Genomic DNA, 21,015 nt, shown 5'->3' with positions numbered 1-21,015 from the left:
ACGGTTTGATAGCCAAATTTAGTAAATTTGAGAATATGAATGACGAAGCAAAAAGAAAACAACTCAGAAAATACAAAGGATTTGCCACGGGATTATTTGTTCTGATGGCAGTTATTTTCATTGTTACGACCATTTTACAGAAGTCTAATCCTTCACATTGGATCGGGTATGTACGTGCTTTTGCAGAAGCAGCCATGGTCGGGGCCCTGGCAGACTGGTTTGCTGTAACGGCTTTATTTCGTCATCCGCTGGGCCTTCCTATTCCTCACACCAATCTGATTGAAAACAGCAAGCAAAAGCTGGGAGATAATCTGGGAAGTTTTGTTGTCAGCAACTTTCTTTCACCACAAAATATTCGGCCGTATATTCAAAAAATTAAAGTATCCAGCTTTGTGGGAGAATGGTTGGGCAAAGAAAAAAATCAGGATATCCTGATCAGGAACCTTTCAGATATTGTTCTGGACATTCTCAATAAGCTGGATGACTCTGTGGTCAGTCAGTTTATCAGCAAAAAAGTTTCCGAGATGACGGATGATATCAAACTCAACAAAGTCGTTGGAAACGGGATCAATTACATTCTGGAAAAAAATGATCATCAGAGAATCATCACCAATCTTTCTAAGCAGATCAAGGATTATATTATTGAAAATGATGAAATGATCAAAGACCGGGTGAAGAAAGGAAGTTATTCATTCATTCCCTCGTTTGTCGATAATAAGATTGCAGATAAAATTGCAGACGGACTGGCTGATTTTTTCAAGGAGATTGAAGAAGATTCCCAACACGATGTACGAAAACTGATTACTCAAAAAATTTATGAATTTTCCGTTGACCTTAAAGAAGATCCAAAGTGGGAAGATGAATTTAAAACGATTAAAAGCGGTCTGCTGAAAAATGATAAACTGGAAGAATATTCTAATGACATCTGGGTTTCTATCAAAAAAACACTGATGAAAGAACTGCAGGAAGAGCATTCAGCACTGAAAAATTATCTGTTGAAAAACCTTAGCGAATTTTCACAAAACTTAAAAACAGATGAGAATCTTCAGAATAAAATTGATCATTGGGTCCGGGTAACAGCTTATAAATATATTCTTCGGAATACCCATCAGTTTGGAAACCTCATCAGTACCACTGTTGGAAACTGGCAGGGAAAAGAGCTGAGTGAAAAACTGGAACTGGAAGTAGGAAAAGACCTGCAGTTTATCCGGGTCAACGGAACTCTGGTAGGTGGTTTGGTGGGACTGCTGATTTATACTGTTTCTCATTTCTTCATTTAAAAAACAAATGACCATCAACCATGAAAAAAACTTTTACCTTATTTCTTCTTTATTTTTTTATTTTTTATTCCGGTCAGCAGGTTGAATTAAGATCAATCACCGATTCTTCTCAGACTTTCAAGGGAGAAATTGCAGGAAGTCCTGTGACCATTCAGCTTAATTATTCAGGAATCATTGACTGCGACCAGTATCAGCACTATGTAGACGGCTGGTATTATTACGATAAATATCAGAAAAAAATTCCCCTGACCGGAATTTATGATTTTTATGGTAATCTTTCATTGTACAACTTTGGGTCTAAGCAAAAACAGAGTTCAAAAAACCTTAAAGAACAGATTAATTCACGACAGAAAATAGAACAAACCAACGAAATAGCACAAAAATTATTCCCTCAGGAATCCTTGATTTTCGGACAGGCTAATCCTAAGGAGAATACAATTTCAGGTACATTCTATCTGAACAAAAAAACCTCTACCGCCAAGCTTTTCACTGGTAATGATATGATTTACCGTTACAACAATTATCTGCTGCTTCCCAACCATAAAAAGATCAATACATTTGACTTCATCAACCATGCGGGAGGAAACAGTCTTATATCCACGGCATCTGACCATTCCGGGCACAGAGTCCTGCTTTATTTCGAAGAGGTTTCTAATTTTAATTTTTGTGGAATGTGTGGTGCGAGCGACGGGGAAAAAGGATATCGCGTATTATATTTTACCAAAGACTGGAATTATAAGAACTATGAAGAATTTCTCACAGAAAGCTGTCGGGAAGGGATATCCGGAACTCAGAAACGTAGGACCAAAGATCCAAAAATAATCCAGCTTAAAGTTCCCAAACCTTATTCTACACCTGCTTATACGCTGACGGTAGACAGTAAGAATGCCTCTGTTGTAAAATCAAAATAAAAGAGAGTTCGATCCTGAACTCTCCTTTGCATGTTATCTCGGCAATCTGCTTGCTCTTTTTAAAATCTCTTTATTAATTTCGTTGATCAGTTCCGGGCCTTCATAGATAAATCCGGTATATAACTGAACAAGACTTGCTCCTGCATCCAGCTTTTCCATCGCATCTTTTGCAGAATGAATTCCTCCTACTCCAATGATCGGGAACGCCCTGTTGCTTTTTTCAGAGATATATCTGATCATTTTTGTACTTCTCTCACGAATCGGCTTTCCGCTTAAACCGCCGTTGCCTATTTGTTGCAGTACTTCAGCTGAAGTTTTCAATCCTTCTCTGTTTACAGAGGTGTTGGAAACAATGACTCCATCTATTTTGGTTTCTGCAATCAGCTCAACGATTTCATCCAACTGCGTGTTATTAAGATCCGGAGCAATTTTCAGGAGGATTGGCTTCTGAACAGACTTTGACTGATTGATTTTCTTTACTTCCGTAATCAACTCACGCAGATAGTCCACATCTTCAAGTTTGGCGTGGCTTCCTACATTCGGGCAGCTTACATTCAGGACAAAATAGTCTACATGAGGATGAAGGCCTTCAAAACAGTCCAGATAATCCTGGGTATAGTTTTCCGGGCTTGTATCTGTATTTTTTCCGATGTTTCCTCCGATGATTATTTTTCCCTTATTGGATTTCAGTTTTTCAATGGCCGCTTCAAGACCATCGTTGTTGAATCCCATTCTGTTGATGATTCCTCCATCCTCTATCAGACGAAACAATCTTTTTCTTGGATTTCCCGCCTGAGCTCTTGGCGTCACCGTTCCGATTTCAACAAACCCGAATCCTAAGTCTGCCAATTCATTGAATAAAACCGCATTTTTATCAAACCCGGCTGCCAATCCAACTGGATTTTTAAATTTCAATCCGAAAACTTCTCTTTCCAGACGTTTGTCTTCAATAGGTTTTGGGAAAAATAATTGGGTAAGAAATCCAAAATTCTTAAGCATCGAAAATGTAAAGTGATGAACATCCTCGGGATCGAATTTAAAAAGAATCGGACGAATGAGCGATTTGTACATTGAAAAAAAGTTTTACAAAATTACTCATTTTAAAATTAATCTATAATTACCGTATGATATTTTATCAAAATGTTTTATATACAACATCTATAAAGCCAATAAGATCTACAAACTCAGTGGTTTTTTGAACGCTATGATCGCAAGAAGCATGACAATTCTGAAAACATTTTTGTTCGCAAGGGCGTTGCACTAAGCTAAGAATCTATTTCATTTGCTGAACGAAGTGCCTTGGCGACCGAAAAATAAAAATTATTTATCATTAAAGCTTTGCGAAGGAAGCCTTAAATAAAGGAATTTCAATATAATCATCTCTAATCAACAGCTTAAAAACCAGCTACAGAGATTGCCCCGGATCCTTGTCAAGGTTTAAAACCCTGGCAAGTTTTTCTCTTTCGTTGCAAATTAAGAATACTGACTCAAGTCAAAATTCAAAATATCTCCTACTCTTTTGAACTCTTCATCTACTGTAGCATTCAGTATCATTTTTTCGTTGGTAACAGGATGATTAAAAATCAACTGATGAGCGTGAAGCGTCATTTTGTTAATATCAAATGTTTGAAGCCACAATTTATTCTGTTTATTGCAGCCGTGCTTGCGACAGCCTAAAATTGGGTGTAAAATATGTTTGAAATGCTTTCTCAACTGATGAAACCGTCCCGTTTCAGGAATGGCTTCCACTAAACAATATCTTGAAGTCTGATGTTTTAAAAAGGGTAAATCGATTTCTGATTTTTGTAAAAGATGATAATAGGTAATGGCATTCTGCTTCACTTCATTTTCATTAATCAAATCATAATCAATGGTTTCTTCTTCTTTCGCCCAGCCACGCAGAATGGCGATATATTTTTTTTCCACTTCCCGGGTTGCAAAACGTTCGCTCATCATTCTAAGCGTTTCTTTATCTAAGGTAAACAACAAAACCCCTGAAGTTTTACGGTCTAAACGATGTACAGGATATACCTTTTGCCCGATTTGATTTCTGAGTTCCTGAATAGCATAGGTATCGGCTTCTCCGGCGTAAAAAGACTTGTGTACCAATAGTCCGCTGGGTTTGTTGATGGCAATAATGTACTCGTCGCGATAAAGAATTTCTAACATGGGGCAAAAGTAGAAATTTTCTGCTGATTCTTGTTTCGCTGAGAAGCTTTAAAAATATGAAAGATCATTGCCATTCTAAATCTAACGGGTTTTAAAACCCGTTAGAAAGTTAATAGCCCTGATTGAGCGGTATGTCTGAGCTCTTTTTTAGTTTCGGCGGCGGCTTTGCCGCCGCCGAAACTAAAAAAGCGAGTAGCGAAAGCAGGTTCCCGGCTCCTGAAAACAAAAACAGAAGTATATAAGCTAATATTAACAGCTTTTTTTATTGAATCTCATGATTTTGGATCCAAATTGCTATTTTTGCACATCAGACGTAAAAATTATGGCAAAGCAAGAAGATGTTTTCAAGAAAGTGATTTCTCACGCTAAAGAATATGGTTTTATTTTCCCATCGAGTGAGATCTATGATGGTTTATCCGCTGTTTATGATTATGGACAGAACGGGGCCGAACTTAAAAATAATATCAAACAATACTGGTGGAAGGCTATGGTACAGCTTAACGAAAATATTGTGGGTATTGATTCGGCAATTTTGATGCACCCAACAACATGGAAGGCATCAGGCCACGTAGATGCTTTCAACGATCCATTGATTGACAATAAAGATTCTAAGAAACGTTTCAGAGCAGATGTTTTGGTGGAAGATTATTGTGCTAAAATTGAAGATAAAGAGAACAAAGAAATTGAAAAAGCAGCGAAGAGATTCGGGGATGCTTTTGATAAAGACCAGTTTGTAGCTACAAATCCAAAAATTCTGGAATACAGAGCAAAGAGAGAGGCTATCCTTTCAAGATTGGCCAAATCATTGGAAAATGAAGATCTTGCGGATGTAAAAGCTTTGATTGAAGAGCTTGAAATTGCTGATCCTGATACGGGTTCTAAAAACTGGACGGAAGTAAGACAGTTCAACTTAATGTTCGGAACTAAGCTTGGAGCTTCTGCCGACAGTGCTATGGATCTTTATTTAAGACCGGAAACGGCTCAGGGTATTTTTGTGAATTACCTGAACGTTCAGAAAACGTCTCGTCATAAGCTTCCTTTTGGTATTGCCCAAATTGGTAAAGCTTTTAGAAACGAGATTGTTGCGAGACAGTTTATCTTCAGAATGCGTGAGTTTGAACAAATGGAAATGCAGTTCTTTGTAGCTCCGGGTACAGAACTTGAATTCTACGAACAATGGAAACAAAAACGTCTGAACTGGCACTTAGCGTTAGGTTTGGGTAATGACAATTACAGATTCCATGATCACGAGAAGCTTGCTCATTATGCGAATGCTGCGGCAGATATTGAGTTTAACTTCCCATTCGGTTTCAAGGAGCTTGAAGGTATTCACTCCAGAACAGACTTTGATCTGAAGGCCCATGAGAAATTCTCAGGAAGAAAACTTCAATTCTTCGATCCTGAAAGAAATGAAAACTATGTTCCTTATGTAGTGGAAACTTCTGTAGGACTAGACAGATTATTCCTTTCTATTTTCTCACACTGCCTGAAAGACGAAGTATTGGAAGACGGTTCAGAAAGAACAGTTTTATCTTTACCGCCGGCTTTAGCACCAATTAAAGCAGCTATCCTTCCATTGATGAAGAAAGACGGTTTAGCTGAATACGCAGAGAAAATCTTTAATGACCTGAAATATGATTTCAACTTATTCTACGAAGAAAAAGATGCCATCGGTAAACGTTACAGAAGACAGGATGCTATTGGTACTCCTTACTGTATTACGGTTGACCATGATTCATTAACAGATCATACGGTGACCATCAGAGACAGAGACACAATGCAGCAGGAAAGAGTTCCTGTTTCAGAGTTGAGAAGAATCATTGATGAGAAAACCAATTTTAGAAACTTACTTTCAAAAATATAATAGAAAAGCCTTGATTTTGTCAAGGCTTTTCTATTTTTATAAGCTTTTGATGAATATATTATAAAAATTATTATTTTTGAGCGATTTTAAAAACTAACTAAAAAAATAATAATCATGAAGAAATTAATAATTTCATCTCTTGCTATGGTGATGACCGTAGGCTGTGTTTCATCAAATGACAACTCTTCAGACAATAACAACAATAATGATAATACCCCTTATCTGTTAAAAAAAGTTACTGAGACGACGCAGGATGGCCAGGTGTACACTTTAGAATTCAAATATAACGGAGATAAAATACTTGAATCTTACAGTGCTACAGACAATGAAAAAACAGTTTATACCTACAATGGTGACAATATTGTAAAAACTGAAGAATATGAAGGAGCAACGATGAGACAAATGAGAGAGTTCACTTACTCCAACGGAAAAGTCTTATCTGAAAAAGTGACCAGAAAGGATAATGGAACGCTAATTTATACCAAAAACTATCAGTATTTGAGTGATACTCACATTAAATTTAACGAGTATAAAGGTTCTACCTATAGTCCATCTACCGGAACTCATTCGAATATTCAGTTTGCTGAGGTTGATGCCTATCTTACCAACAGTGGTAATATAGCCTCAACAAGCTATACCTTTAATGGAACTACCTACAATGTCGCTAATACTTACGATAATTCCAATCACCCGATGAAAAATGTAAAAGGTTATATAAAAATTGATCTATTTTACCTTGGCGATGGTGAGTTGGCATATAATAATCTAATCAGCCGAAGTGAAAATTATACAGGGAGCGTAAGCGGTTATAATAAAACTAATGCAGATCACACCTTTAATAGTGCAGCTTATCCCACAAAGACGCTTATGAAATATACAAGTTCTTCATTTGGAACAAATACCCACACCTACGTTTACGAATACAATAAATAGTAGTAACAAATCCAGGCCCTGAACAGTTTGTTCAGGGCTTTTTTTATTGACTGAGTTTACATCTTATTTTACTACTTTTAAATTCAGATTATTTTAAATTTGTTAAAGAGCATCAATCCAACATGAAGATATTAAAATATATGATAGGCGGAGCTGTAGCCGGAGCCGCAGCGGCTTATTTTCTGGGATATGACTATTTGTTTAGTGGTATTTCGAAAACATACCTTAAAGGAAAATCAGGAGCCTATATTGATGACGGAGATCTTTTCCCCAGCAATCCCATTGCTACAGAGGAACCAAGACTATGGGAAGAAGACCCGGATTACAATAAAAAGAATTACCTAAAACCTTAGTTGATCAGCTGAAAAATACAAGAACAGCATCTTTCGTGGTAATCAGAAACGGTAAAATCCTGCACGAGCAGTATTGGGACGGCTATAATCAGTTGTCACAGACCAATTCTTTTTCTATGGAAAAGGCTGTGACCGTAATGCTCTTGGGAAAAGCTCTGGAAGAAGGGAAAATTAAAAATATAGATGCTAAATTTTCTGATTTTTACCCTGACTTTAAAAACAAACCCTTCGGAAATGAGGTGAGTCTTAAAAATCTGGCCCAGATGGAGTCCGGGCTGGATTGGGATGAAAATTATAATAATCCGTTCCTCCCGAATGCGAAGGCCTATTATGGTAAAAGTCTGGTGAAAGCCGTGTTTTCAAGAAAGTTTAAAGAACAACCGGGAACAAAATTCGAGTATCAGAGCGGCTCTACCCAACTGCTTGGTTTTGCCTTAAAAAAAGCACTCGCCCAACCATTGGCACGCTACCTGTCAGAAAAATTCTGGATTCCTCTCGGTATGGAACAAAATGCAAAATGGAGTACAGATGATTATGGAATGGAAAAAACGTATTGCTGTATTCATTCCAATGCAAGGGATTTTGCTAAACTGGGACAATTGTTTCTGGACAATGGTAAAGTCGGTGAAGACCAGATCCTTGACGCAGATTTTATTGAGCAGATGAGAACCCCGACGGAAAAATCTGAAAAGATCTATGGAATGGGTCTGTGGATCAATCATGACAATCCGATTAAACACTACTATTTCCTTGGTCTTCAGGGACAATATATAATTATGGTTCCTGAGCATAATATGGTGATTGTTAGAACCGGAAGTTATGCCAACAGCCCTAAAAATGACAGAGGAAGACCAGACCTGGTAAGACTTCTGGTTAACGAGACAACATCCTTATTTCAATAAAAAGATGGAAAAATACAGTTCAAAAATTGATGCGTATATCGAAAAATCACAGGATTTCGCAAAGCCGGTTTTACAGTATATCCGGGAAACCGTTCACGAGTTCTGTCCCGATGTGGAAGAAACAATGAAATGGAGTTTTCCGCACTTTATCTATAAAGGGAAAAATCTATGTGCTATGGCTTCTTTCAAACAGCATTGCACCTTTGGATTCTGGCTGGAAAAGGAAATGAAAACCATGCAGGAGATCACGCAGAATATTGAAAAGAATTCGATGTTCAGCCTTGGAAAAATTACCCGAACTGAAGATCTTCCATCCAAACCTCAGCTTAAAAAAGCTATTAAAGAGGCTATGGAACTTACAGATATGGGGATTACCATGAAGAAAGCCGCTCCGTCCAAAACGGAGATAGAAATTCCGGACTATTTTCAGACTGCACTGAACGCCCATGAAAAAGCTCTGGATGTTTTTAAAAATGGATCGCCCTCCTTCAGAAAAGAATACATTACCTGGATTACGGAAGCCAAAACAGAGGCTACCAGAAATAAAAGAATGGAACAGGCTTTGGAATGGATTGCTGAAGGGAAAGGAAGAAACTGGAAGTATGAAAGAAAATAAACAAAGAAGCAACATGAAACTTGTATATAGAATAGACCACCGATAGCCGGTGGCTTATTCTATATATATTGGTGATTTCTACCGACTATCCTTAAAAATTAAATCATCCTCAAACGCTCCTCCTCCAGATCTATTTGGTACAACTGATGGCGGATAATTTCCTCATTGACGGAAACATCTTTATTCAACTCTGAAAGAAATTGCCTCTGGCTTTCAAGCATTTCAAGAAAAATCACTTTATTTTTTTCACTCATCCATTCCGTGTCGTTGGCTTTATTTTTTTCTTCCCAATGTTTTAGCATCCGTTCAAGACCGGCATGACTTTGCAGTTCATTTTCATGTTTATTTTTAAGGAAATGATAAACATGCTGTTTTAATTTAAGTTTAATGTCCTGACGGGCTTTCTCTTCTTTTTCTTCATCCATAAAATCATCAAATACATGTCCGAATCTTATAATATAAGGCAATGTGAGCCCCTGAACCAGAAGAGTAAGCAATATAACGACAAAAGTGATAAACAAAATAAGATTTCTATTGGGAAAAGGAGCCCCATTTAGGCTAATAGGAATAGCCAGTGCGGCTGCCAGCGAAACCACGCCCCTCATCCCTGTCCAGCCCAGTATAAGAGGCATCATCAGGCGCCTTCTGTTTGAGGAAGCACGGGGAGCTACACCCGGGCGGAAAATGATGGTCGCAAGCATTGCCGCGTAAGAACTTATGATTCGGGCAGCAATAAGGATACCCGTTACTATTACTCCGTAATTAATGGCTATTTTTAAAGGAATTCCTTCCGAGCGTAATCCGCCTACAATTTCGGGAAGTTCCAGGCCGATGATTAAAAATACAATTCCGTTCAGAATAAACACAAAACTTTCCCAAACACTGTATCCCCTTATCCGGCTCGTACTGCTTAAAAAAATCAATCTTTTACCCGACATATACAGACCTCCACACACCACAGCCAATACCCCTGAACTATGGAACTGCTCTGCCAGCCAATACATCAGATAAGGCTCGATAAGAGTCAATGCAATATCTGAAGCAGCATCTGTAGGCAAGCGTTTATGAATCTGCACAAAAATCCAGGCAAGTAATAATCCAAGGCCGGCTCCACCAACAATCATCCATACAAAAGTAAGAGATGCTTCCTGCCAGACAAACTGTCCTGTTCCCACAGCTATTAGCGCAAAACGGAAAATGATGAGGGAAGAAGCATCATTTAACAAACTTTCTCCTTCCAGAATGGCAGCAGTCGTTTTTGGAATTTTCACGAATTTCATAATAGCACCGGTACTTACAGCATCTGGCGGAGAGACAATTCCCCCAGCAAAAATCCCAGTGCAATACTGAACCCGGGAATAAAATAGTTGGACACAACGGCAACCGACAAAGCAGTAAAAAAGACAACCAGAAAGGCAAAACTCCCTATAATCCTCCACCATCTTTTCATTTCTTTAAAGGAAATCGACCATGACGCCTCAAATAATAAAGGCGGCAGGAAAATAAAAAAGATGAGATCAGGATTAATTTTTACGGTAGGTAACCCGGGTACAAAACTGACCAGCAGGCCAAACACAACCAGTAAAATGGGATAGGCAATTTTCAGTTTGGTTGCCCAGAGGTTCAATAATACCACGGCAGCAATCATGGCCAGAAAGAAGGGTAAGACGGTATGCATATATTGTGTTTTTGATTCCTTTTTGCAATTTAAATAAATAGCATATTATACAAATATACAGTCAATTCCTATTATTCATTGTTTTTCTTTGATCTTATCAAAACTTAAAAAGCAACAGACAAAATGATTACTTCCAATCAACGAATGATGTATTAAATATTTAATCAAACACGTCAAGTTTCGTCGCTTTCATTCTATATTTTTGAATAACAATAGAATAACATCATGGACAACGTAACATTAGAAAGAATTCAAAAGCTACATCCTGTAATAAGGAAAGAAGTGAGACAAATCATCCAGGATTGTGATGAAGCACTTACCGGAAGAGCAAAGGTACGGATCACGCAGGGATTAAGATCTTTTGAGGAACAGGAGAAACTATATGCAATAGGACGTCTGACTTCAGGAAAAAAAGTTACCAATGCAAAAGCAGGACAGAGCATTCACAATTATGGTCTTGCCGTAGATATCTGTCTGATAATCGATGGCAAAATCGCAAGTTGGGATACTGCGAAAGACTGGGATAATGATAAAGTAGCTGACTGGTATGAGTGTGTTAAAATTTTTGCCAGACATGGCTGGGATTGGGGAGGAAACTGGAAGACGTTTAAAGACCTTCCCCATTTTGAAAAAAGAATATTCCATCCCGAAAAGGTCTTGTAAAAACCAGTTGGAAAACATTAATCAAAATGCCCAGGGATAAGGATAATTATGTTATTTTTTAATTCTCTCATGGTAGAAATTAAATAATATACGACACGTTCTGTCGCTTCCCCGTCCTACCTTTGCTTTACAAGAAAACAATAAAAAAAGCAATGAAATCTAAAGAATTTTTCGTGATAAAAAAGAGCTTCTCAGGATTTAAGATTGCATGTCTCCTTGTAAAAAAACAATTAAAATATCACATGAAAAAGACAACCATTCTTTCTTTGGACGGGGGTGGAATAAGAGGTATCATCACCTGCATTATTCTACGCTACATAGAAGAACAGCTCCAGTATTATGATAAACCGAGCGCCAAACTCGGAGATTATTTTGATCTGGTAGCAGGCAGCAGTACCGGAGGGCTGATTGCATCTATTATTCTATGTCCCGATGAAACCCGAAAAGCAAAGTATTCTATCCAGAAAGGATTAGAATTGTATGCAGAAAAGGGCGGCGATATTTTCCAGGTTTCCTTTTGGGAAAAACTGGTCAATCCTTTTGGATTATTGAATGAAAGAATCTCTCAGGATTCACTTCAAAAAAACCTGAATGATTTTTTTGGAAATTTAGAACTTAAAGAATTAATAAAACCATGTTTAATAACAAGTTATGATATAGAAAACAGACGGGCAAAGATCTTCAACTCATGGAAAGCACATCTCAGTACAGATAATTTTTATGTAAAAGATATTTGCAGGGCCACTTCAGCTGCTCCTACCTACTTCTGCCCCGTACAGATCAAATCTATGTACGGACAGATCTTCAGCCTGATAGACGGAGGTATGTTTGCCAATAATCCTGCACTCTGTGCTTATGCCGAAGCTCGCAAAATTCCTTTTGCCGAGGTTTTAAAAAACCATCAGAAAGCCAACCATCCCGGGGTAAATGATATGATTATCGTATCGATCGGGACAGGAATTGAAGCGAGGCCTTATTCTTTCAAAAGATTGGAAAAGGCAGGAAAAATAGGCTGGGTGAATCCTATTATTGATATTCTGATGTCTGCTAATGCAGAAACTGTAGATTATCAGCTTGGCCAGATGTTTCAGACATTGGGTTTACGGAATCAGAAGAATTATTACCGCTTAAATCCATCATTAAAAAACGCTTCTCCTGCCATGGATAACGTAAGACGGTCAAATATTGAAAACCTGATCCAGGCCGGATTGAGCTATATTGATGACAACAGAGAGGTATTGAACCAAATTGTTCAAAAACTGATCAAAAACAAAATATAAGCTTTTTAGCTTATAATTGCTCTAAATAAGCTTTTTAGCTTATAAAATTCCAGAAAAGTTTTATATACATCAACTTTTGTCGCTTCCACTCCTACTTTTGAAGTATTAAAAAATTAAAATTCAAAAAAAATAATACACGACAAGTTCTGACGTTGCATAAAACTATCTTTGAATCAACAAATAACCAGGAAAACCAAAGCTAAAACAGCTTACTTTCTAACCAATATCCTTTTCAGTATACCCTATTATTCTTCAGTGATCTCATACTGAAACAGGATATCTATTACCCAATTACATATAGTCTGCTAGCACAACTATCATATTAACCAATTAATAACCTTAAAATTTTAGAATTATGGCAAATTTAGTCCAAGAATTAAACAGTTTAGATTTCAGCGTTTACATCGGAGGTCCTATGCAGGCCGCTATTAAGGCACAGCATGACGCTTCTATGTCACAGGTAAATTTCATTAAAGAAGTTGGTTTTGAAGGAACCGGAGCTACATCAAAGCTCAGATACGTAGATTTTGTATACAAAAAAACAGTACCAAATCCTGCTCAGGGCAATGAAACCCCTGTGCAGTCTCAGGTTACTTTAAGTGTTCCGCTACTTTCTATGCTCACGATTCCGGCTTTAAGAATTGATGAAATGACCATTGACTTTAATGCAAAATTAAATTCAGTAGAAACTCAGAATGTTTCCAGCGAGTTTCAGGGAAGTGCTTCTTTAAGTGCCAAATTTTGGAAAGTTAAATTCAACGCTTCTGCATCTTATAAAAAGACTACTTCAAGCACATCAACCACAGAAAAAACATACACTTTAGGAGTACATGTAAAAGCTGTCAATGATGAATTACCTGCAGGGCTTGCGAGAATTATGGACATGCTGGAAGACGCTATTGTTGCTACAGCAGCTCCGGTAACTCCTTAATAACCTTTTTTGGATGGTTGCCTGGGCAGCCATCCATTTTAAACAATTTTTTATTCACCAAAAAGAACTTATTATGCCAAAATTACGAGAATATTTGGGAGGCATTGTCTCAGAAATTGCTGAAGCAAGAAAAATGACAGATTTACAAACGGTCCAAATAGCCAAAGAATATGCACAGGATGATTTATTAAAACATTTTTCTATTCCGAGGATGAAAGTAGGCAGTGTTGATCTTACCATCCCCTTTGCTACAGCCGGAAATTCACCTAAAATGATTTTCAGAGATTTTATGTATGATGAAATTATCAAAGTTGCGAAAACAGATTATGACGCCACAGACCTTAAAAGTGATCAGAGTTTAAAAGAGTTTCTTATCAAGCAGGAACCGGCATATCATGATATTCTGACAAAGATCAGAGATGAAAATACCCCAACCCTAACCATTGATCAGATTTCATACCTTGAGCCTATATCAAAAGTCACTGTAGAGTTTTGCAAGTCGCTTTCCAATTTCAGCTGGAAATATGTAAATCCTGACACTTTTTATAAAAGCATTTCCAACAGGCTTATTCTTGAGACCAAAAGAGTCATTGAAAAAATTGAAGATCAGGAAATTATCGTTGAAGCCAGCAAATTGATGCAGCTTGATGTCAAATGCTTGATTTTCGCCAAAATGAGTGTGAGCGAAGCCGGTATGGAATGGTCACGGTATGAAGATATCAATGGAAATATTGTAGAAACTTTGATTCCCGAATAAAGTATGAAAAAGTCTCAATTTATCTTAGTCTCACAATTAAAAGAACAACTGCAGGCTTTTCCGGAAATAGTTTCGTCTTTGGGAAAAAAAGATCCTCTTTTTGTTGAAAAAACTGTATCCTGGATAAAGGCTGTAGAAGACATTCTATCTGCCAACACCATCAGCGAAGTTTCTGAAATGGCAGGATTCAGAAGTAAGATTCTTGCAGGGAAAATTAGTACTGAAAGAGGTTTTAACGCCAAAAAAAACCAACTTAAAATCACTGCCAATCTATTGTATGATGCCCAAAACTGCGTTCTGAATGTATTATTGCCCCAAGAAAGGAAAATGGATGAATGCAGAGACATCGCCAGGCAGTTACTGGCATTAGTATCTCAGACAAAAGCACTCACCTATACATCCGAAGTGAAATTTGAAGATTTCATTCAAAGAATCTGGTGGTATATCCTTGCTGATAATGATTTAAAAATCGGAGGGGTAAAACTCAAATCAATGCTTTCTGAACTGGATATTATCATGCTCATGGCAGATGAAATAGACATTAAGGATTTTTCTTAAAAAACGATCTCACTCTTTTGAAAAGTATTTTAATACGTCGAGTTTTGTCGCTTCCCAACGCTACTTTTGAAATAGAAAAAATCAAAAAAATAACACCCAATCTCAAATATGGAAACCACCAATCACAATTCAGATATCATCTTCGATGAAATCCCTTATACTATAGAATGGGGAGACATTGAAAATGCGGAGATGGACTATGAAAACTATCTCGACGACATTGAACACTTTTTCAGGGAGGATTTTGAGAATGATATTCTTGAAGAAGACACCTTGTAAATACAGTAAAACACATCCGGCTCCTAGGCTTTCCGCACCAAAAACTAATAACCATTTTCAGAATCTTCATATCACTCTGAATCACCATTCACAAAAATAGCGGACAGCCAGGGGCCTGTGTTGAAACCATTTCAAAGGAAATGGTTTTTTATTTTATATAATTTTTGAAATCCACGTAAATTTCTGAAGAATAAGTTCGACAAAAAATAAAACACGACACGTTTTGTCGTATTAAGCCCATATATTTGTTGTATAAAATTAGATCATGAAAAAAGATTTTTACCTGACAAGATATGCCTTAATTATAAAAAGATTGGAAAGTTCTCCGGCTACCTATTCACAGCTGGAGAGCTATCTGTTAAACTCTTTTGAATTTCAGGATGCGGACATCAAGAGCTACTCTATCCGTACCTTGCAGAGGGATATCCGTGAGATTTCTGATCTTTTTAACCTGTCTATTCATAATAAGAAAAAAGGAGACAACCGTTACTATATCGAAAGCCGTCCGATCATGGAAGTGGATGAATACAATCAAAAATTGTTGGAGTCTTTCCAGGTAAGTAATGCATTGAATCTTCATCCTGACTTTTCAGATTTTATTTTCTTTGAAAGCCGAAAACCAACAGGAGTGGAACACTTTTACGATCTGTTTTTTGCTATCCGTAACAAAAGAGTCGTTACTTTTGAACATTACAATTACAAGAACAAGCTGATGACTTCCCGCAAAGTTCATCCTCTAGCTCTGAAAGAATCAAAGGACAGATGGTACCTGATTGCGATTGACACCAAAGATAAAGCATTAAAATCTTTTGGATTAGACAGAATCAATTATCTGGATGTAGACAAAAGCAAATTCAGGGAAAAATATAATTACAATTTCAGGGAGCATTTCAAAAACGCTTTCGGAGTGATGAATCTTACGGAGCAAAAACCTGAAAAAATTGTATTAAAGTGTAGTCGTCATCAGGGAGAATATATCAGGAGCTTCCCTCTTCATCAATCCCAAAAAGAGACCAAGGAAACGACCGAAGAGATTTATTTTGAATTCTTTCTTCATCCTACTTATGACTTTATGCAGGAGATCTTATCTTACGGAAAGGAAGTAACTGTTTTAGAACCTAAATGTTTAGTTGATGACATCCGTACCCATCTTCAGGAATCCTTAAACCGTTATCTTGAAAGCTGATCAGAAATAACCGGATATCATATTTTTTAAGTACATTTACATAAATATACTGCATTGAAAGTTCTGTTTATTTGTATATGTTCAATCATTTCTTCCTTCTGTTTATCCCAGCAGAAAGAAGAATTCAGGCTTGTAAAAAACTATTACAATCAGCATCGGAGTATGCTGAATACTGAGTTTAAAAAGAAATTTGATGCAGAAACCAATACCTTCAGAAAGGCAAGTATCAAAGGAGATTTTCTCTTTTTTATGAAAAAAATGGACAGTATCGAGAATACGGCCCTGATTGGAGCCCTGTTAAAAGTCCGGAATCTGGAAGATCTGCAGTCGTTAAAAAAGAAGCCTACACCGGCCCTTCGGTAGTTGAATCAGCCCCGAATTATCCCGGAGGCATCAATACGCTAAGGCAGGAAGTGGCAGATCTTTTATATGTGAATGGTGTACATTCTGATATAAAAACAGTAAAAACGAGTGTTGCTTTTATTGTAGAAAAAGACGGAACGATTACCAATGTCCATGCCAAGGGTGATAATTTTACTTTTAACAGGCAGGCTGAAATTGCTTTATACTCCATTTCCGAGAAATTTGTTCCGGCTTTAGCCCAAGGGGATCCCGCAAGGTTTCAGTTCAATCTTCCTTTAACTTTAACAATGGCAGACTAATGTTTACCGACGAATATTATATGAAAATGGCCCTGCAGGAAGCAGAAGCCGCCCTGGAAAAAGATGAGGTTCCTATCGGATGTGTGGTTGTTTCCAATAATCGGATTATTGCAAGAGCCCACAATCTCACAGAAACACTGAATGATGTAACTGCGCATGCAGAAATGCAGGCCATCACCTCTGCCGCCAATTTTCTGGGAGGAAAATATTTAAAAGATTGTACTCTGTATGTTACCATGGAGCCCTGCGTAATGTGTTCCGGAGCTCTTTCCTGGTCACAGATATCCAAAGTAGTAATCGGAGCAAGGGACGAACAGAGGGGTTTTATCAACAAACACCTTTCTTTACATCCGAAAACGGAACTTGTAACGGGTATAATGGAAACAGAATGCTCCTCTATCGTTAAAGAATTTTTTAAAAGTAAAAGATAACTTTTTCAGCATTTCCACGACAGATTCTGAAAATCATCTCATAAAAAAAATCAGAGATCAATGTATTGATCTCTGATTTTTGTTTTGTATGCCAAGGTAGTGTTACGCCCGGGAATTAATGTTCGTTTTTAAAAATAGAATACAGGATAAGATCAAAATATTCTGCGTCTTTTTTCACCTCTTGTTTTAAAACGGCTTCTTTCTCCATTCCGATCTTCTCCATGATTTTACCTGAAGCAGGATTATGTGGAAGATGGGTTGCAAAAATTTTGTTGAAGCCCAGTTTTTTAAATCCAAATTCTAAGATGGCATTAGCAGCTTCCGTGACATATCCTTTATTCCAGTAGGGAATTCCTATCCAGTATCCCAATTCTGCTTTATCATCTTCGCGGTCATGAAGACCGATAGCTCCCATAATCTGCCCGTTTTTATTTCTGATACCAAAAGTATATCCTGAATTTTCCTCAAAAGCTTCCTGAGCCATTTTCACCCATGACTGAGCGTCATTTTCCGTGTAAGGATAAGGAATATTGGATGTAAAATCAGAATAGATTCTATGCTGAAGAAATTCAACGATGAAAGGAATATCTTTTTCTTCCAGCTGGGAAAGGATTAGTCTTTCTGTTTTTAATATGGGAAAATTTTCCATTGATAAAGATTAAAGTTGAAATAAGGATAAAGGTTCAATACAATTGCTATCCTCTGTGCACGCCTAAGATATTACAGGTCTTTTCCGAGAAAATACAGTCCTTTAAGCGTATGAAGCCTGTCCATCACATGGATTTTATCTGTCAAAGGCTTATACACATGGGAAACACCACCTGTTGCAACCACAAAGCAATCGTCATTCACCTCATCATTGATACGGTTGACAAAACCTTCTACCATTCCCAGAAAGCCATATACCATACCGCTTTGCATGCAGGTTACCGTATCCAGCCCGAGAACGGATTTGGGTTTTTTAAGCTCAATATCCGGAAGTTGAGCGGTTTGATGAATCAGAGAATTTAAAGAAGTAACAATTCCCGGAGCGATAATAACTCCCAGTGTTTCCCCTGTTTCAGCGACACAGCTAGCTGTAAGGGCCGTTCCAAAGTCAATAACAATTTTTTTTCTGTCCGGATAGAGATTATGAGCCGCTACAAGGTTGGCATAAATATCCGTCCCCATTTGTTTTGATTTTGCTTGTACTGCTGAAGGTGTATTTCTGTCAACAATAACAGGAGCGATTCCGTGGATTTTTTTAATACCTGAGCTCATCACTTTGGTAAGCTGGGGTACCACTGATCCGATAATCACTTTATCAATTTCTTTAGGCTCAATTTTATAGGTCTGGTAAAGCATCAGCATCTGAACATACAGTTCATCTGCGGTTCTGTAGGGTTTGGTATTGATCACCCATGAAATGTCACAGTTGTCTCCGTTAAAAAGACCAAATCTGATATTGCTGTTCCCTACGTTTATTACAATTGAATTCATTTATATTTTAACAGGCTATGGTATGAAAAAATTTTCATCCAAATTTATAAAAAATAAAAGGAGTACTTTCAAAATACTCCTTTTATCTATATGTTTATCGTTTTACTTTACCTCTACAAAGTTATCCGCCATATTCACATCTGCAATTCTCTGGCTGAAATCTATCCCCAACAAAGACAATTGGGATTTTGTGTAAGGAATAGTTAAAGTATATTCTTTCTGCGTCCATGGCCAATAAGGCATTGTTTTAAATTCTCCATAGATATCTTTTTCTTTCCATGTATGGGTCATATTCAATGGGATCTGATAGGTTACGACTTTCTTATCTGCAGTCATCACACTGAAATCAACCGGCATAGGTACCTGCCCGTTATTCACCAAAGTGATCGTTGTAGATTTTGCATCGTACTTCACATCTTTAATCCCGTAATCAATCGTTTTGGTAGTGTTAATCCAATAATTATGGAACCATTTCAGATCCATTCCTGAAACTTTCTGGGCAATATGAAGAAAATCTCTGTCCGAAGGGTGTTTCATGCTCCATTGATCATAATATTGTTTCAATGTTTCAGCAAGATTCTGCTCACCCATTATATATCCTAATTGCACCAGGTACAATTCTCCTTTTACATAAGATGCATAGGTATAAGCTGTTCCGTTATCGTGATGATCCCCTAACCACACGGCAGGTTCTTCAATCCCTTTTTTAACGAAGTTTCTGTAGGCATCCAGCCTTTCAACAAAAGGATTCGGCAATTGTTCCGGGAACAACTGGTGCATGGTGTAGCCCTCTGCATAGCTTGTAAAGCCTTCATCCATCCACGGGCGTACAGATTCATTGGTTGCCAGCATCTGCTGATACCAAGAATGACATCCTTCATGAGCCATTAAGCCCATCAGGTCTTTGATACTTTTGGCTTCTCCTAAAATCATGGTACACATTCCATACTCCATACCACCGTCTCCACCTTGAATAAATGCATAAGTCGGATAAACATATTTTCCGAAATGAGAATTCATGATCTGGAAATATTTTGTAATATAAGGCTGAGCCTCACCCCATGCCTTCGTTTTATCATTTTTCTGATACACGAGATATACCTTGGGGCCTTCCGGAACATTGAAGCTTTCCACAGAATAATCTTTGTCTGCACTCCAGGCAAAATCAAGAATATTTTTTGCCGTCCATTTCCAGGTCACCTTTTTATCTTTTTCTGCTTTAATTTTAGCATTGGCATCATAACCCTTTACATCTGCAGGATTTTCAAGAATACCTCCCGCCCCTACTACATAATCTTTGTTGATTTTAATATTAACATCAAAATCTGAAAACGGTGCGTGAAATTCTCTTCCCAGATAATCAAAAGTGGCCCAACCATCATAATCGTATTCTGCAATTTTCGGATACCATTGGGTCATGGTCATATCTACTCCTTCCCTGTTATTTCTTCCGCTTCTTCTGATCTGCTGAGGAATCACTGCATCCCAGTCCATGGTAAATGTCGTGGTAGAATTTGGTTTGATCGGTTCTGCCAGGTATACTTTCATAATGGTTTCCTGAACTTCAAATTTCAGATTTTTCCCATTTTGCTTAATCCAGTGAATATTTTGAGCTCCTTCCTGATCCTTTGGAATGGAAGAAAGCGTTGAAATCCCATTTTTCTGCAACCTTCCGTCACCATTTTTCCCTTGGGAAGATACTCTCTGATCCATCATGGAATTAGGTTTAAAAGCATTCCAGTAGAGATGGAAATAAACCACATTCAACTGATCCGGTGAGTTGTTGGTGTATTCCAAGGTCTGTTTTCCCTGATAGGTAAATTTTTCAGCATTGACATCAATATCCATCTTGTACTTCGCAGCCTGCTGATAATAAGCTCCTTGCTGAGCCTGAAATTGTGAAATGATAAACGCAAAAATGATTGCAGCCGATTTTCTCATTTAAAATTTTATTTTTTTTAAAGGTAGGTAATTTAAACAAGACCTTCAAATTAGAGTTATCTGAAGATTTTGTTCTGTTTAATATGGTTTTAGATGCGTTTTAATCAGGATTGTTAAATGAGCTCCTTGTCAAGCTTTGCAA

At 37.5% G+C, this 21,015-nt stretch carries 17 protein-coding genes and 4 pseudogenes; 15 read left to right on the top strand and 6 right to left on the bottom strand.

Features of this window, described 5'->3' with window-relative positions; genetic code table 11:
• Positions 1-35: 35 nt before the first annotated feature.
• Positions 36-1,280 carry a DUF445 domain-containing protein gene (locus H3Z85_08515; protein QPQ53362.1) on the top strand — a complete coding sequence of 415 codons (1,245 nt, stop codon included), beginning with the start codon at positions 36-38 and terminating at the stop codon, positions 1,278-1,280.
• A gap of 20 nt (positions 1,281-1,300) precedes the next feature.
• Entirely contained in the window at positions 1,301-2,191 is an 891-nt protein-coding gene (locus H3Z85_08510; protein QPQ53361.1) for a hypothetical protein, read from the top strand.
• A 33-nt stretch (positions 2,192-2,224) separates the two neighbouring features.
• Here H3Z85_08510 and H3Z85_08505 read toward each other — a convergent pair whose 3' ends face one another.
• Together H3Z85_08505 and H3Z85_08500 are read right to left on the bottom strand one after the other, a co-directional pair.
• The gene (locus H3Z85_08505; protein QPQ53360.1) at positions 2,225-3,262 is read right to left on the bottom strand and encodes a quinone-dependent dihydroorotate dehydrogenase; all 1,038 of its coding nucleotides are present in this window, start codon (positions 3,260-3,262) and stop codon (positions 2,225-2,227) included.
• Positions 3,263-3,664: 402 nt separating this feature from the next.
• On the bottom strand, positions 3,665-4,360 hold the full coding sequence (locus tag H3Z85_08500; GenBank protein ID QPQ53359.1) for a pseudouridylate synthase: 696 nt from the start codon (positions 4,358-4,360) through the stop codon (positions 3,665-3,667).
• Positions 4,361-4,682: 322 nt separating this feature from the next.
• On the opposite strand from H3Z85_08500, the gene H3Z85_08495 reads away from it, so the two are divergent.
• From H3Z85_08495 to H3Z85_08480, 4 genes and pseudogenes are all read left to right on the top strand, one after another.
• Positions 4,683-6,224 (top strand): glycine--tRNA ligase, encoded by a 1,542-nt coding sequence (locus tag H3Z85_08495; protein ID QPQ53358.1) that lies wholly within the window; start codon positions 4,683-4,685, stop codon positions 6,222-6,224.
• A gap of 114 nt (positions 6,225-6,338) precedes the next feature.
• A complete protein-coding gene (locus H3Z85_08490; GenBank protein QPQ53357.1) occupies positions 6,339-7,157 on the top strand; it encodes a hypothetical protein in 819 nt (272 codons plus the stop codon).
• 122 nt (positions 7,158-7,279) lie between these two features.
• Positions 7,280-8,412, top strand: a pseudogene (locus H3Z85_08485) (serine hydrolase).
• A 4-nt stretch (positions 8,413-8,416) separates the two neighbouring features.
• Positions 8,417-9,028 (top strand): YdeI/OmpD-associated family protein, encoded by a 612-nt coding sequence (locus H3Z85_08480; protein QPQ53356.1) that lies wholly within the window; start codon positions 8,417-8,419, stop codon positions 9,026-9,028.
• A gap of 98 nt (positions 9,029-9,126) precedes the next feature.
• On the opposite strand, the pseudogene H3Z85_08475 reads toward H3Z85_08480, so the two are convergent.
• Positions 9,127-10,706 (bottom strand): annotated as a pseudogene (locus tag H3Z85_08475) (Na+/H+ antiporter).
• Positions 10,707-10,931: 225 nt separating this feature from the next.
• On the opposite strand from H3Z85_08475, the pseudogene H3Z85_08470 reads away from it, so the two are divergent.
• From H3Z85_08470 to H3Z85_08430, 9 genes and pseudogenes are all read left to right on the top strand, one after another.
• A pseudogene (locus H3Z85_08470) lies at positions 10,932-11,431 on the top strand (M15 family metallopeptidase).
• A 180-nt stretch (positions 11,432-11,611) separates the two neighbouring features.
• Entirely contained in the window at positions 11,612-12,649 is a 1,038-nt protein-coding gene (locus H3Z85_08465) for a patatin-like phospholipase family protein (GenBank protein ID QPQ53355.1), read from the top strand.
• A gap of 355 nt (positions 12,650-13,004) precedes the next feature.
• A complete protein-coding gene (locus tag H3Z85_08460) occupies positions 13,005-13,580 on the top strand; it encodes a DUF2589 domain-containing protein (protein ID QPQ53354.1) in 576 nt (191 codons plus the stop codon).
• Between the two features lie 73 nt (positions 13,581-13,653).
• A complete protein-coding gene (locus tag H3Z85_08455; protein ID QPQ53353.1) occupies positions 13,654-14,337 on the top strand; it encodes a hypothetical protein in 684 nt (227 codons plus the stop codon).
• Positions 14,338-14,340: 3 nt separating this feature from the next.
• Positions 14,341-14,895, top strand: coding sequence for a hypothetical protein (locus H3Z85_08450; GenBank protein ID QPQ53352.1), 555 nt, complete (start codon positions 14,341-14,343; stop codon positions 14,893-14,895).
• A 108-nt stretch (positions 14,896-15,003) separates the two neighbouring features.
• Complete coding sequence (locus tag H3Z85_08445) at positions 15,004-15,174, top strand: hypothetical protein (GenBank protein QPQ53351.1); 171 nt, start codon at positions 15,004-15,006, stop codon at positions 15,172-15,174.
• Positions 15,175-15,439: 265 nt separating this feature from the next.
• Positions 15,440-16,360, top strand: a complete 921-nt coding sequence (locus H3Z85_08440) for a WYL domain-containing protein (GenBank protein QPQ53350.1) — start codon at positions 15,440-15,442, stop codon at positions 16,358-16,360.
• A gap of 162 nt (positions 16,361-16,522) precedes the next feature.
• Positions 16,523-17,022, top strand: a pseudogene (locus H3Z85_08435) (hypothetical protein).
• Positions 17,022-17,453 (top strand): nucleoside deaminase, encoded by a 432-nt coding sequence (locus H3Z85_08430; GenBank protein QPQ53349.1) that lies wholly within the window; start codon positions 17,022-17,024, stop codon positions 17,451-17,453. The pseudogene H3Z85_08435 and the gene H3Z85_08430 overlap by 1 nt, the downstream one beginning before the upstream one ends.
• 115 nt (positions 17,454-17,568) lie before the next feature.
• Here H3Z85_08430 and H3Z85_08425 read toward each other — a convergent pair whose 3' ends face one another.
• From H3Z85_08425 to H3Z85_08415, 3 genes are all read right to left on the bottom strand, one after another.
• The gene (locus H3Z85_08425) at positions 17,569-18,102 is read right to left on the bottom strand and encodes a GNAT family N-acetyltransferase (protein QPQ53348.1); all 534 of its coding nucleotides are present in this window, start codon (positions 18,100-18,102) and stop codon (positions 17,569-17,571) included.
• Positions 18,103-18,173: 71 nt separating this feature from the next.
• Positions 18,174-18,932 carry a type III pantothenate kinase gene (locus H3Z85_08420; GenBank protein QPQ53347.1) on the bottom strand — a complete coding sequence of 253 codons (759 nt, stop codon included), beginning with the start codon at positions 18,930-18,932 and terminating at the stop codon, positions 18,174-18,176.
• A 102-nt stretch (positions 18,933-19,034) separates the two neighbouring features.
• On the bottom strand, positions 19,035-20,873 hold the full coding sequence (locus tag H3Z85_08415) for a M1 family metallopeptidase (GenBank protein QPQ53346.1): 1,839 nt from the start codon (positions 20,871-20,873) through the stop codon (positions 19,035-19,037).
• Positions 20,874-21,015: the final 142 nt, after the last annotated feature.

It is taken from the genome of Chryseobacterium indologenes (genome assembly GCA_016025055.1).
In the GTDB taxonomy this organism is placed as follows: domain Bacteria; phylum Bacteroidota; class Bacteroidia; order Flavobacteriales; family Weeksellaceae; genus Chryseobacterium; species Chryseobacterium indologenes.
This window is presented reverse-complemented; position numbering and strand designations above follow the sequence as displayed.

Coding starts and splice junctions, on each gene's coding strand:
- H3Z85_08515 (QPQ53362.1), top strand. CDS start 36: ATGAATGACGAAGCAAAAAGAAAACAACTCAGAAAATACAAAGGATTT.
- H3Z85_08510 (QPQ53361.1), top strand. CDS start 1,301: ATGAAAAAAACTTTTACCTTATTTCTTCTTTATTTTTTTATTTTTTAT.
- H3Z85_08505 (QPQ53360.1), bottom strand. CDS start 3,262: ATGTACAAATCGCTCATTCGTCCGATTCTTTTTAAATTCGATCCCGAG.
- H3Z85_08500 (QPQ53359.1), bottom strand. CDS start 4,360: ATGTTAGAAATTCTTTATCGCGACGAGTACATTATTGCCATCAACAAA.
- H3Z85_08495 (QPQ53358.1), top strand. CDS start 4,683: ATGGCAAAGCAAGAAGATGTTTTCAAGAAAGTGATTTCTCACGCTAAA.
- H3Z85_08490 (QPQ53357.1), top strand. CDS start 6,339: ATGAAGAAATTAATAATTTCATCTCTTGCTATGGTGATGACCGTAGGC.
- H3Z85_08480 (QPQ53356.1), top strand. CDS start 8,417: ATGGAAAAATACAGTTCAAAAATTGATGCGTATATCGAAAAATCACAG.
- H3Z85_08465 (QPQ53355.1), top strand. CDS start 11,612: ATGAAAAAGACAACCATTCTTTCTTTGGACGGGGGTGGAATAAGAGGT.
- H3Z85_08460 (QPQ53354.1), top strand. CDS start 13,005: ATGGCAAATTTAGTCCAAGAATTAAACAGTTTAGATTTCAGCGTTTAC.
- H3Z85_08455 (QPQ53353.1), top strand. CDS start 13,654: ATGCCAAAATTACGAGAATATTTGGGAGGCATTGTCTCAGAAATTGCT.
- H3Z85_08450 (QPQ53352.1), top strand. CDS start 14,341: ATGAAAAAGTCTCAATTTATCTTAGTCTCACAATTAAAAGAACAACTG.
- H3Z85_08445 (QPQ53351.1), top strand. CDS start 15,004: ATGGAAACCACCAATCACAATTCAGATATCATCTTCGATGAAATCCCT.
- H3Z85_08440 (QPQ53350.1), top strand. CDS start 15,440: ATGAAAAAAGATTTTTACCTGACAAGATATGCCTTAATTATAAAAAGA.
- H3Z85_08430 (QPQ53349.1), top strand. CDS start 17,022: ATGTTTACCGACGAATATTATATGAAAATGGCCCTGCAGGAAGCAGAA.
- H3Z85_08425 (QPQ53348.1), bottom strand. CDS start 18,102: ATGGAAAATTTTCCCATATTAAAAACAGAAAGACTAATCCTTTCCCAG.
- H3Z85_08420 (QPQ53347.1), bottom strand. CDS start 18,932: ATGAATTCAATTGTAATAAACGTAGGGAACAGCAATATCAGATTTGGT.
- H3Z85_08415 (QPQ53346.1), bottom strand. CDS start 20,873: ATGAGAAAATCGGCTGCAATCATTTTTGCGTTTATCATTTCACAATTT.